The following is a 13,473-nucleotide window of genomic DNA, read 5'->3' as shown; positions in this document are numbered from 1 at the left end:
ATGCGTATTTCCACCGTCCAGGCTTTCAACAACGGCATCACCGGCCTGCAGAGCAACTATGGCGATGTCAGCCGTACCCAGGAGCAGATCAGCACCGGCAAGAAGATCCTCACCCCGGCGGACGACCCGGTGGCCTCGATCAAGCTGCTGCAGCTGAGTCAGGAGGGGGCGCTCAACGACCAGTACAACACCGGCATGACCGCGGCCAAGAACGGCCTCAACACCGAGGAAGCCATGCTGACCTCGGTGGAGACGGTGCTGACGCGCATCCGCGAGATCGCCGTCCAGGCCGGCAACGGCGCCCTCGACCCGACCGACCGGGCCTCCCTGGCCAAGGAAGTCGGACAGCGCGAGGACGAGCTGATGAACCTGCTCAACAGCAAGGATGCCAGCGGCAAGTACCTGTTCTCCGGTTCCATGGGCGATACCCAGCCCTATGTGCGCAACGCCGACGGCACCTACAGCTACAACGGCGACGAAGGCCAGCGCAGCGTGCAGATCGCCAGCTCCACCTTCGTGCCGATCAGCGACAGCGGCAAGGACGCCTTCGAGAACAACTTCAACGCCAATCGCGTGGACACCGCCAAGTCGGCGACCAATACCGGCACCGGGCGAATCTCCCTGGGGCTGGTGGAAGACAAGGGCGCCTACGATTCCACCTTCCCGGCCAGCTCCCCGCCGGTGGCCACCGATGGTGTCGGCATCCACTTCCTGGATGACCAGAAGTACGTCATCTACGATCTCAAGAACCCGCCGACCGCCGCGCAATGGGCCGCCTACGATCCGGCCAACCCGCCCGCTGGCCAGCTCAAGGCCGACAGCCTGAGCAGCACCCAGGAATCCAGTCGGTTCGTCACCTATGGTGGGGTCAAGGTACAAATGGATGGCGCTCCAGCCGCCGGCGATGAATTCAAGATCACCCGCGACACCGCCAACGAGAAGCGCAGCCTGCTCAATGTCGTCTCCGACCTGCGCAAGGCGCTGGAGAATGGCGATGGCAGCACCGAAGGCGTCTACCAGATTCGCGACAGCGCCGCCGTGGCCCTGAGCAACCTGGACACCGCCTACACCCAGGTCGATGGCATCCGTGGCAAGGTCGGCGCGCGCCTCAACGTCATCGACTCCACCAGCGACTTCATCGCCAACGTCACCCTGGTCAACAAGTCGGTGCAGTCCGATCTCGAGGATCTCGACTATCCTGAGGCCCTGTCGCGCTACGCCCTGCAGAACACCGTACTGCAGGCGTCGCAGCAGAGCTTCGTGAAGATCGCCCAGCTGAGCCTGTTCAAGTACCTCTAAGGACTTCTCGCTTCCCCTGAATTGGCCGGCTTCTTGCTGCTACTCTTCCGTTAGGCTCGCTGCGACGGTTTTCCGCCGGTTGGCCGCTCGACTCATCGCGAAGGGATAGCAGAATGTTTGATGGCATGTCGATTTTCATCTCGGGCGGCACTGGCTCCTTCGGTCGGGCCTTCGTCAAGCGCCTGCTGAGCGACTACCGGCCCAAGCGGGTGGTGGTCTTCTCCCGCGACGAACTCAAGCAGTACGAGATGAGCCAGGAATTCGACGCGCCCTGCATGCGCTACTTCCTGGGTGACGTGCGTGACGAGCAGCGCCTGCAGCAGGCCATGCGCGGCATCGACCTGGTGGTGCATGCCGCGGCGTTGAAGCAGGTGCCGGCGGCCGAGTACAACCCCACCGAATGCATTCGTACCAACGTCAACGGCGCGGAAAACATCATCGCCGCCGCGCTGCAGAACGGGGTGAAGAAGGTCATCGCCCTGTCCACCGACAAGGCGGCCAGCCCAATCAATCTTTATGGTGCCACCAAGCTGCTGTCGGACAAGCTGTTCGTCGCCGCCAACAACATCGCCGGCAGCCGGGATACCTCCTTCGCGGTGGTGCGCTACGGCAACGTGGTCGGCTCCCGCGGTTCGGTACTGCCGCTGTTCCGCAAGTTGATCGCCAATGGCGTCACGGAGCTGCCCATCACCGATGCGCGCATGACGCGCTTCTGGATCACCCTCGACGAAGGTGTCGATTTCGTGATGCGCAGCTTCGAGCGGATGCAGGGGGGCGAGTTGTTCGTGCCCAAGATTCCCTCGGCTCGCATCGTCGATCTGGCCACGGCGCTGGCGCCTGAATTGGCACAGCGCCAGGTCGGTATCCGGCCCGGTGAGAAACTGCACGAGATGATGATCTCCCGCGATGACAGTCCCCATACCCTGGAATTCTCACGGCACTACGTCATCACGCCAGCCATGAGTTTCAATCAGCCGTGCGACTATTCTCGCGATGGGCTCGGCGAGCAGGGCCGGCCAGTCGAGCCCGGCTTCGAGTACCTGTCCGACAGCAATCCGCATTACCTGGACATCACGGCCCTGCGGCAGCTGGTCGAGCGCTGCCCATGAGCTTCATTCCCTATGGCCGGCAGTCCATCAGCGAAGAGGATATCGCCGCGGTCAATGCCGTGCTGCGTTCCGACTGGCTGACCCAGGGCCCGATGATCGAGCGCTTCGAGCAGGCGGTGGCGCAACGTTGCGAGGCGGCTCATGGGGTGGCCGTGTGCAACGCCACGGCCGCGCTGCATATCGCCTGCCTGGCGCTGGATCTGGGGCCTGGTGATCTGCTGTGGACCTCGCCCAATACTTTCGTCGCCAGTGCCAACTGCGCACGTTACTGTGGCGCCGAGGTCGATTTCGTCGACATCGATCCGCTCACCCTGAACCTCAGCGTGACGGCACTGGCCACCAAGCTCGAAAACGCCGAGCGGGCAGGGCGCCTCCCTAAGATCCTGGTACCCGTGGCCTTCGCCGGCCAGAGCTGCGACATGGCGGCGATTCAGCGCCTGGCGCATCGCTATGGCTTCAAAGTGATCGAGGATGCCTCCCACGCCATCGGTGCGCGCTATGCCGGCCGACCGGTTGGCTGCGGCGCCCAGGCCGACATCACGGTGTTCAGCTTCCATCCGGTGAAGATCGTCACGACTGGCGAAGGCGGCCTGCTCACCACCAAGGATGCGGCGGTGGCCGAGCGCCTGCGGCGTCTGCGCAGCCATGGCATCACCCGGGATCCGGCGCTGATGCACGCGCCGGGGCAGGGCGCCTGGTACTACGAGCAGTTGGAGTTGGGCTTCAACTACCGGATCACCGATATCCAGGCGGCCCTTGGGCTGTCGCAACTCGACCGCCTGGAAGCCTTCATCGCCCGCCGGCGCGCCCTGGTCGCGCGCTACCGTGATCGGCTGGCGGAACTGCCGGTGGGGCTCATCGGCGATCAGGCCTTGGCCGAGTCCGCCTGGCACCTCTTTCCCATTCGGGTCGACGAAGCCCGGCGCGATCGCGTCTTCGCCGGGATGAGAGCCGCGGGTATCGGCGTCAACCTGCACTACATTCCGGTACACCTGCAGCCCTATTACCAGGCGCTGGGTTTCCAGCCTGGCGACTTTCCCGAGGCCGAGCGCTACTACGCCCAGGCCCTGAGCCTGCCGCTGTACGCCGACCTCAGCGAGGAGCAGCAGGACAGGGTGGTGAAGTGTTTGGTTGGCCTGCTCGATAGCGGGGTGGTTCAATGCGGATCGTGAAGCTGCGAGAGGTTCTGCTATGCCCCTGCCGGTGCCGTCTGTGCAGCGGGGGACAGCTATGAGAGCCGTAGCGATTATTCCTGCTCGCGGCGGTAGCAAGCGCATTCCGCGTAAGAACATTCGCTTGTTCCACGGTCGTCCCATGCTCGCCTACTCGATCGAAGCGGCTCTGCAAAGTGGCTTGTTCGGGCGTGTGATGGTCAGTACCGATGATGCGGAGATTGCCGATGTCGCTCTGCGTTATGGTGCCGAAGTTCCCTTTGTGAGGCCTGCCGAGCTGGCCAATGACTACGCAGGTACGCTTGCGGTCATCCAGCATGCGCTGAGTGAGCTGCAGAAGGCAGGCTGCCATCCCGATTACACCTGCTGCCTCTACGCCACGGCCCCCTTTGTCCAGGTCAGCGATCTGGCTGCCGGGCTGGCGTTGCTCGAGGCGCGAGCCGACAAAGCCTATGCCTTCACTGTCGCGGACTTTCCGGCACCGGTGCAGCGTGCGTTACGCCTGACAACGGACGGCAGTCTCGAAGCCCTCTATCCACAATATCGCGAGACCCGTTCGCAGGATCTGGAACCCACCTTCCACGATGCTGGCCAGTTCTACTGGGGAAGAGCTTCGGCCTGGTTGCAGGGTGAGCCTTTGCATGGCGCGAAGTCGCTACCTCTGCGTCTACCGCGCTACCAGGTCCAGGATATCGATACCCTGGATGACTGGTACCGAGCAGAGCTGATCTATGCCGCTTGGCAATCCAGGGATTCTGAATGCGTATCCTGATCAGGGCCGATGCTTCGCTGCGAATCGGTACCGGCCATGTCATGCGTTGTCTTACGCTGGCGGACGCGCTCGCGACGATGGGCTGCGCGGTACATTTCGCCTGTCGCCTGGAGCCTGGCCATGCACTCGCGGAGATCGAGTCGCGTGGCTATCCGGTACATGGGCTCTCGGTTCTGGATCAACGTGACGATCCCGAATCACCATTGCCCTGGGCAGAGGACATGGACTGTCTGCTACGGGTCTTGCCCGACGAACTCGATTTCGATTGGTGTGTGGTGGATCACTACGGCCTGGGGGAGGACTGGGAACGTGCGATCAGGAATCGCGCGAGGCGCGTCCTGGCGATAGACGACTTGCCACAACGTCGGCACGCGGTGGATCTGCTGCTGGATCAGAATTTCACTGCCTTCACGCGACCGGAAATGGCTTCGATCGAAACCGGGCGGACATTGTTCGGACCGCGATTCGCATTGCTGCGGCCGGCATTCATGGGAAGGGAAACACCCCTGAGATCGACGGTCGAGCGGGTACTGGTGAACTTCGGTGGCGTGGATGCCAAGGGTGAGACGTTTAAGGTCCTGGAGGCATTGGCCGACTTTCCAACGTTGCAGGTCGATATCGTCGCTGGCTCGGCCAACCCGGCGTTCGACAGACTTCAACAGCTCACGGCGAAGCATTCGCACTGGCATTTACAGCGACATGTAGAGGATTTCGCGGCGCTCATGGCCGCTGCCGATCTCTGTATTGGGGCAGGAGGCAGTAGTACCTGGGAGCGTGCCGCCCTGGGGCGACCGACTCTCTGTGTGGCTCTCGCGCCGAACCAGCAGGGCAATGCCGCGGCGCTGGCGGAGCGCGGCGCTCATCTGTATCTCGGCGAGGCCGAAACGCTCGAGGTTGCCGATTATCGTGCGGCCGTACGTACGCTTCTGCTGAGCACTGAGCTGCGGCGCAGTCTCGCCGCGCAATCAAAGGCGCTGGTGGACGGGCGGGGAACCATCCGCGTGACCACGGCCATGCTCGGCCAGGATCTTCGACTGCGTCCGGCCACTGCAGATGATGCCCGGCTGCTCTACGATGGACGTAATGCCGAGGTGGTTCGTCGAGCCTCCTTGAACACGAACCCGCTCTCCTGGGATGACCATCTTGGCTGGCTGACCCGAACCCTGGCCGACACCGTAGGACACTTGCTATTGATAGCGTCCGTTCTCGACGCCCCTGTTGGGGTTATCCGTTTCCAGCGACGCTCCGCAAAGATCGCGGAGGTCTCGCTCTATCTCCTGGAGGAGCGGCTGGGTGCAGGATGGGGAATGCTGCTATTGCAGACCGGAGAAGACTATCTCGCCAACCATGGGTGGGAAATCGAAGAGATCGAGGCGCGAGTGCGTAACGACAATCCTGCCTCGCTACGACTCTTTCAACAGGCCGGCTATCAGCCGCGCCTTCATCAACTCTACCGTCCTTTGCGGGGAGACTGTCGATGAGTGAATTTCGTATCGGCGAGCGGCTAATCGGTCGTGAAGCTCCCCCCTTCATAATTGCCGAAATGAGCGGCAACCATAACCAATCTCTGGAGCGTGCGTTCGCCATCGTCGAGGCAGCCGCTGCCGCGGGTGCTCATGCCATCAAGCTGCAGACCTACACGGCCGACACCATGACGCTGGATCTGGACGAAGGGGAGTTCCACGTCTCCGATCCGAATAGTCTTTGGCAGGGCACTTCTCTGTATCGCCTGTACGAGCAGGCCTACACGCCCTGGGAGTGGCATGAACCCTTGTTCGCACGCGCGGCGGAACTCGGGTTGCTGGCGTTTTCCACGCCCTTCGATGCCAGCGCCGTCGATTTTCTCGAGCGTCTTTCGGTACCGGCCTACAAGATTGCCAGCTTCGAAAATACCGATCTCCCGCTGATCGCTCGGGTAGCCGCTACGGGCAAGCCGATGATCATTTCCACCGGTATGGCGTCAATCGCGGAATTGGATGCCGCCGTCACCACGGCCCGTCAGGCTGGATGCCAAGACCTGGTGTTACTCAAGTGCACCAGCACCTACCCGGCCTCTGCCGCTGATAGCCATTTGCGTACCCTGCCGCATCTGCAAGAGCTGTTCGGCTGCGAGGTAGGGCTTTCCGATCATACCGGCGGTATCGGTGCGGCCGTCGCCGCGGTTGCGCTCGGGGCGACGGTCATCGAGAAGCACTTCACCCTGGATCGTGCTGACGGTGGTGTCGATGCGGCCTTCTCCCTGGAGCCCGATGAACTTCGTAGCTTGGTTACCGAGACCGAACGGGCCTGGCAGGCATTGGGCGGAATCCGTTATGGCGTTCAGGCGGCCGAGCGACCATCGCTGCAGTTTCGTCGTTCGCTATACGTGGTGAAGGATCTCGGGGCAGGCGAGATCCTTACGCCCGGGCACGTCAGGTCGATACGTCCAGGACTCGGGCTCGCCCCCGCTCATCTAGACGAGGTGATAGGCCGGCGAGCGCGGCAGGCCATTCCTCGTGGTACCCCTCTTGCTTGGAGCTTGCTGCAATGAGTGCTAACACTACCCAGGCTGCCGGCCATACCCCGCACGCTGCCCTGATCAACTGGAAAACCCACGCGTGGACTGACCCAGGGATGGTTTCCTGGTACTCGCAGCGAATGGTCGAAAATAGCGGCACCAATCAACTCAAGCATTTGCTGGAGATCGACCTGATTCGGCGAAACGCCAGCGGAAAGCAGGTCGTCGATGTGGGAACGGGTACGGGCCGGGCGGCCATCGCTCTGGCGCGCGACGGTTACCAGGTGACCGGGGTGGATAGCTCCCAGGCGATGCTGGACGAAACGCGTCGTCTGGCCGAGGAACTGCCCCTCGATCTTCGGCAGGGCGACCTATTGGCGCTACCCTGCACTGACGGCAGTGCCGACACCGTGGTCGCTCTAAACGTCCTGGTGCATTTTCCCAATTGGCGTGAAGCCCTGATGGATTGGCTGAGGGTCGTGCGGCCGGGGGGGCGAATCCTGTTCGATATACACTCCTTGGCCAACGCTCATTATGCATTCGGTCAGGATCGGGCTTCGTGGCCGGAGCCCCTGACGCGAAGCTCAGACCCTAACGACTTCATGCATTTCAATATGCGGGTCACTGCCGACGAGATAGTCGAGCTCGCAACGGATCAGCAGCTGTGTGTCCGTGGTATTCATCCGTATGGGGCGTTTTTGTCAGCAGGAAATGTCAACTGGAAATTATGGCGTTCACTTGAGCTGAACCGCAGATGGCAACGGTTGCAAAGTTGGATCGCCAAGGATTCTGCGCTTTTTCAGCTCAATCTGTTTATCGAGCAGGCGCTGATCGAACACCTGGCACCCTCGATGGCTGGACGACTCTTTGTCGTGCTGGAGAAACGTAATGATCCGGCAGCCAACGAAGCTTTCCTTGAAGACTTCAATGAAATCGAGCGAGGCTTGCAGGGGCAAGCCGATACCTCGCTAGTGGCAAAGCTGCCATTGAGCATTGCTGATTATCATGCGGCCTGGACTGTGCTACTGCCCACGTTACGGTGCCAACATTATCTGTTTCAGGTATTCAAGAGCTTTGCCGAGCACTGGCCTGGATTGGACTGGTTTTCCCTGCTTCCGACCGATATCAGAGCGCTTTTCACCAAGTGGCAGTCCGCTTTGGACATGGATCAGCAGGCGCTTTCCATCGCTCGCCATTGGGCCGATGGGCTTAGCGTTCCTTCCGGGCTTCAACGGGAAATAGCCGCCGGTGCTCAATACAACCTGGTTGAGCAGTTGCTCAGGCAGCACTATGGCTGCTTCAGCGGAGTGAGAACATGATGCGCCAGGCAATCGTCAGTTTGCTGTGGGGAGCCCAGCGCGAGGCCCTGCTTCGTTTCGTCAGAACGCAAGGGCCAATGACCGTTTTCACCCTTTCATCCTTGATCGACGCAGATCTCGAGCGAGCGCTGGCAGAAACCGGTTCTGCAGTGGTCGACCTAGTGGGGCTGCTGGATGCGGAGCAGCAACGGCATGTCCTGCAGAACGCTGAACTGGATTGGAGCAGTCTGGAAAGCGGCCTCACTCACGAGCACCTGCAGCAGGCGTTGGGGGATTTGGCGCATCCGGGCTTGACGAAGATCATCCTGGAAACACTTCAGGCTGATTTGCCGACGGTACTCCTGCTGACAGCCGCCCTGAATCGTGCAGCAGAGCAGCATGCCATCGGGCTGGTAGTGGTCAACGAGGATATGCAGGCTTCCGCCAAAACGGTAGTCAATTGGGCCGTACAAAAAAATATTCCTAGTCTCCATCTCGCCCACGCACTGGCCCTGTCCGAGCCCTATACCGTCCACGCCCATCTAAAGGCTGATGTTTTGGCGGTGTACGGAGAGCGAGGCTGTGAAGGATATCTCGACATAGGTATACCTTCGGAGCGCATCAGAGTAACCGGTAATCCGGCATGGGACGGTTACCTGCAATGGCGCGGTCAGCGGCCTCAGGCCCGCGAGATGTTGTGTCAGCGCTATGGCTATCCCGTCAATCGTCCGATCGTCGTCTTCGGTAGCACCTGGGCCGCCAATCTGACTGCGCTCGGTGACGAGCACCTGTATGGCAACACGCTACGGGTCTTTATCGATGCCTGCGAACAACTGCGTCGAGCAGGTTGGGACTTTGCGGCAGTCATCAAGGATCGTCCTGCCAATGCCCACTTTGGGACACAGCGTGTTGAGGAGCTTCTCGCCGAGTCGGGGGCGAACGCCGCGCACTATTTGCATACGAGTGAGAATGGCCGCGAGTGGCTCCTGGCGGCTGACGTACTGATCGCCATGGACTCCAACTACAGCGTAGAGGCCATGTTGGCGGGTACACCGGCCATCAATCTCGTCAACCAGCCTGGGGTATTGCTTGGGCCGAGTTTTGATGCGGCATCCGGGGTTCTGGAGGTCGAGCCGTCGGAGTTGGCCGCAGCGTTGGCCTCCTTGCTTGGCGACAACGAGCGACGTCGCGCCATGGTTGCCGAAATGCAGGCCCGCGCGGGCTACTACAACCTGGGTGTCGATGGGTTGGCGACTGATCGAGTCGCGGCACTCATGCAGGAGATGATGGCTGGAGCGGCGGCTGTCGAATCCTATGTGTGGCAGACCCATCTGGATGTGAGCGTCAGCGATGTCGAGGCTGCCTACCATCAAGCGCCCCGTGAAGAGCTGATCGGCGCGTTCGCCACGCCGCCCCGTTTCCTGCTTGACGTGGGTTGCGCAGCAGGGGCGACCAGTGGGCTATTCAAGCAGCGCCATCCTCACTCGCGGGTTTGGGGCATCGAAGTCAACGAGTCCGCCGCGCAGATCGCGGGGCAACGGCTCGACAGGGTACTGGTCGGCAAGTTCGAAGACTTCGATCTCCAGGCTGAAGGTATAGAAGCCGGAACACTGGATGGGGTGATCCTGGGGGATGTCCTGGAGCATCTCTACAATCCATGGGCGGTGATGAAGGCCTTGCAGCCCCTGTTGTCGCCTGATGCGCAACTGGTGATCTCGATTCCCAACGTCCGTAACCTTTGGCTGATGTCGGAACTGGCACAAGGCTATTGGAAATATGAAGGGGCGGGTCTGCTTGATGTCACCCACATCCGCTTTTTCACCCTGGCTGAATTTCGGCGCTTTCTCTATGAAACGGGTTATCACACTGAAACGCTAAATTATCTCCTTGATGGTCGTGTCGCTCAGGCTTATTACGAAAACAAGGATAAGCACGATGTAACCTTGCAGGTCGGCAACATGACGTTGCAACACTTGCAGCCAGAGGATGTGGGCGAACTGTGCAGTCTGCAGTTTCTCATTCGCGCTCGACCCGGTAGGGATTCCGGCGACTTGTCCAGACGTTACGTCAAGGGGACACCCGTCGCCACGGACGCTTCCTCGCAGGTGGCGCCCTTTGTCGCCCAGCCTTTCGCTGCTGCGGCTCAGGAGGCTCCGGTCATTCAATACACCGACTGGCTCGCAGCCAGACGCTCGAGCCCCACCCGTCTTGATGTTTACCACCAGGCGATAATTCAGGATGCGCAACTGCATTTTCTCGTGCTGATCGTGGGCGAGGCAGCGCTGGCGGAGGTGACGCTGTCTTCGTTGAAAGAGCAGCATTACCCGATTTTTACGACGGTCCGGTTGGAACAGTCTGTTGCCGACTTGGCGAGCTGGCAGGCGGCATTGGCGAACAGCGAAGCGGCTTGGTCCTTGAAAATCACCGCGGGTGATCGCCTCGAACCTGAAGCTCTGTTGCGGCTAGCCGAGCGCATTCTGGTATCCGGGAATGTGCATGCGTGCTATGTCGATGAAGATCACCTCGCCGACAGTGGTCCTGAATGTCCGATCTTCAAAGCGGCCTTTAATCTGGATCTGCTGCGTAGCTATCCCTATACCGGTCCGCTGCTGGCCATCAGTCGCGAAGCGTTGCTGGCATCCACCGCCAGCGTCCCTGCGCCTGGCGTGGCACTGGTCCAGGACCTGCTGCTGCAGGTTGTCGAGCGTCATGGCGTCACGGCCATTGCCCATCTGCCGGACGTGTTGCATCACTCGTCGCAGACCTTTCCCGACTGGCTGCAGCAATGCGAACCGGCAGCGACCCATGGCATCGTCCGCGCGCACCTGGCGCGCCTGGGCGTGCCGGCAGAGGTCGGTGCGGGCGCCCTGCCATGCGTGAGCCGTATTCAGTACCTGAGTGGTCACCAGCCGCTGGTGTCCATTCTGATCGAGGCCCAGGGACCGCTGGAAGAACTGGGCCGCTGCCTGGAATCCATCCTGGGCGGCACCGCCTATCCGCATTACGAGATCCTCGTGGGCCGGCCGGCGAACGTCGCGCCCGATATAGGTCTCTGGCTCGATGAACTGGTGACACTGGGCCTGGAGCAACTGAGGGTCATCCCTGCCGATGGGCCCCAGCCGCTGGCCCAGGCGGCCAAGGGCGAGTACCTGCTGTGGCTCAGTGCCGGTTGTCTGAGCATCAAGGCGTCCTGGTTGGACGAGCTGGTCAACCAGGCGCGGCGTCCGGAGGTCGGCGTGGTCGGCGCCAAGTTGCTGGATCGCGAAGGCAAGGTGGCCATTGCCGGACTGGTCCTCGGGCTACGCGGGCCGGCCAGCAGCCTCTTCCAGGGCGAACCCGACGATCGCGCGGGTTATCTCTACCGGCAGCAGGTGGTGCAGAACTTCAGTGCCGTCAGCGGCCGTTGCCTGCTGGTGCGGGCGGAGGTATTCCGCGCCATCCCCGATTGCGGTTCCTTCGCCACTCAGCCATTCGCCGATGTTGAGTTCTGTCTGCAAGTCGGCCAGGCCGGCTACCTGGTGGTCTGGACACCCTATGCGCGGCTCGGCTGGGAGTCACAGCAGGGCTTCGACGATGCGGAGCTGAAGAGTGCGGAAACACGGCTTTATCAGCGCTGGTCGCCAGTGCTCGGGAGCGATCCGGCGTATAACTCCAACCTGGCACTTGATCAGGCCGATTTCACCATGGAGCTTGATGCCGACAATTTGTGGCGTCCGCTGTCCTGGCGACCATTGCCCGTTATCCAGGTGCTACCTGGCGACCGTTGGGGATGTGGCCACTACCGGATGATCCAGCCGTTTCAGGCGATGCGATCTGCCTTGTTGGTCGATGGTATCCATCAGGAGCGCTATCTTGAGCCCGTCAATCAGGCTCGCATCCAGGCGGACAGCATCGTCGTTCAGCGCCAGATCACCGATTCCCAGCTGGAGGCCTTGCAGTCGCTCAAGCGCAATACCTCGTCTTTTCTCGTCTATGACTTGGACGACCTGCTGGGGAATATCCCGCTCAAGAGCATCCATCGCGAATCCTTCCAGCCACCGCAGGTCGCCCGGGCGATACGCCAGGCGCTGTCGAGCGTGGATCGTCTGACGGTATCCACTGAGCCCTTGGCAGAGGAAATGCGCGGACTCCATCCGGACATCCGTGTCGTACCCAATCGCTTGCCTGTGCCGTGGTGGGGGGACCTGCAGAGTGGAAGACGAGAGGGGCGCCCCCGGGTCGGTTGGGCGGGAGGTTCAAGTCATGCAGGCGATCTCGGGATCGTGGTCGATGTGATGAAAGAGCTGGCGGGGGAGGTGGACTGGGTGTTTCTCGGCATGAGTCCGCCCGGTGCGCCGCCGCATGAATTCCATCAGGGCGTCGAAATCGAAGCCTTCCCGGCCAAGCTCGCGAGCTTGGACCTGGATCTGGCCATCGCACCCTTGGAAATCAATTCCTTCAATCGGTGCAAGAGCAACCTCCGGCTACTGGAACTGGGTGCCTGCGGTTATCCCGTCGTGGCCACCAATATCGAGCCGTACCGCTGTGGTCTGCCAGTGACCCTGGTCCGCAACAAGTACAAGGATTGGCTGGATGCCATTCGCGAGCACCTGGCGGATCGAGAAGGCGCACGGACGTTGGGAGCCGAATTGCGCGCTGCTATTCATCGCGACTGGATGCTGGAGGGGGACAACCTGCTGGCGTGGCGAGCTGCCTGGTTACCCGACTGATCGCGTTGCAGCACGGCGCGCTGTCACCCGTGCCTGCCTGCCACCTGCCAAGCGCCCGTCTTTCGGGCGCTTTTCATTTCACCAGCCGCTCAAGGCTGTGCGCCCTAGGCCGTGGCGTCGGGAAGCCCCATAAATTGGCTCGTGCGGGCTAAATAAATCGCCACTCCGGTCGATAACCCTTTTGCACGAATCGGAAGATCGCTTGCTGTCAAGCTTCTGGCGAAAAAAGTCGCTAAAAATTCTAAAGGTTTGACGATAAGCACCGATAACTAACTTGAATGCGAATTACCGGGGCGCCTGAGCAAGCAGGTCCCACTCGCATGCTCAGGCACACAAGGTTCTACTGGAGGACGCCACCATGGCCCTTACCGTCAATACCAACATCCCGTCTCTGAACACCCAGCGTAACCTGCAGAACGCGTCCAGCTCCCTGGCCACTTCCATGCAGCGCCTGTCCACCGGTAGCCGTATCAACAGCGCCAAGGACGATGCCGCCGGCCTGCAGATTTCCAACCGTCTGACCAACCAGATCAACGGTCTGAACCAGGCGACCCGCAACGCCAACGACGGTATCTCCCTGTCGCAGACCGCTGAAGGCGCCATGCAGCAGTCCACCA

The 13,473-nt window shown here is 61.2% G+C and carries 8 protein-coding genes and 1 pseudogene; all 9 read left to right on the top strand.

Annotated elements, in window-relative coordinates:
- Complete coding sequence (flgL, locus tag QZ471_RS05185; RefSeq protein WP_295461484.1) at positions 1–1,299, top strand: flagellar hook-associated protein FlgL; 1,299 nt, start codon at positions 1–3, stop codon at positions 1,297–1,299.
- A gap of 113 nt (positions 1,300–1,412) precedes the next feature.
- Entirely contained in the window at positions 1,413–2,408 is a 996-nt protein-coding gene (gene pseB / locus QZ471_RS05180; RefSeq protein ID WP_295461482.1) for a UDP-N-acetylglucosamine 4,6-dehydratase (inverting), read from the top strand.
- The gene (pseC, locus tag QZ471_RS05175) at positions 2,405–3,580 is read left to right on the top strand and encodes a UDP-4-amino-4,6-dideoxy-N-acetyl-beta-L-altrosamine transaminase (protein WP_295461481.1); all 1,176 of its coding nucleotides are present in this window, start codon (positions 2,405–2,407) and stop codon (positions 3,578–3,580) included. The genes pseB and pseC overlap by 4 nt, the downstream gene beginning before the upstream one ends.
- 58 nt (positions 3,581–3,638) lie before the next feature.
- Positions 3,639–4,352, top strand: a complete 714-nt coding sequence (gene pseF, locus QZ471_RS05170) for a pseudaminic acid cytidylyltransferase (RefSeq protein ID WP_295461479.1) — start codon at positions 3,639–3,641, stop codon at positions 4,350–4,352.
- Complete coding sequence (pseG, locus tag QZ471_RS05165; RefSeq protein ID WP_295461478.1) at positions 4,340–5,833, top strand: UDP-2,4-diacetamido-2,4,6-trideoxy-beta-L-altropyranose hydrolase; 1,494 nt, start codon at positions 4,340–4,342, stop codon at positions 5,831–5,833. The genes pseF and pseG overlap by 13 nt, the downstream gene beginning before the upstream one ends.
- Positions 5,830–6,882, top strand: a complete 1,053-nt coding sequence (gene pseI, locus QZ471_RS05160; RefSeq protein ID WP_295461476.1) for a pseudaminic acid synthase — start codon at positions 5,830–5,832, stop codon at positions 6,880–6,882. Before pseG ends, pseI begins: the two co-directional genes overlap by 4 nt.
- Complete coding sequence (locus tag QZ471_RS05155) at positions 6,879–8,168, top strand: class I SAM-dependent methyltransferase (protein WP_295461474.1); 1,290 nt, start codon at positions 6,879–6,881, stop codon at positions 8,166–8,168. The genes pseI and QZ471_RS05155 overlap by 4 nt, the downstream gene beginning before the upstream one ends.
- Complete coding sequence (locus tag QZ471_RS05150) at positions 8,165–12,856, top strand: methyltransferase domain-containing protein (RefSeq protein WP_295461472.1); 4,692 nt, start codon at positions 8,165–8,167, stop codon at positions 12,854–12,856. Before QZ471_RS05155 ends, QZ471_RS05150 begins: the two co-directional genes overlap by 4 nt.
- Before the next feature lie 358 nt (positions 12,857–13,214).
- Positions 13,215–13,473, top strand: a pseudogene (locus QZ471_RS05145) (flagellin); the annotation flags it as partial.

The sequence above is a fragment of the uncultured Pseudomonas sp. genome (assembly GCF_913774235.1).
In the GTDB taxonomy this organism is placed as follows: domain Bacteria; phylum Pseudomonadota; class Gammaproteobacteria; order Pseudomonadales; family Pseudomonadaceae; genus Chryseomonas.
This window is presented reverse-complemented; position numbering and strand designations above follow the sequence as displayed.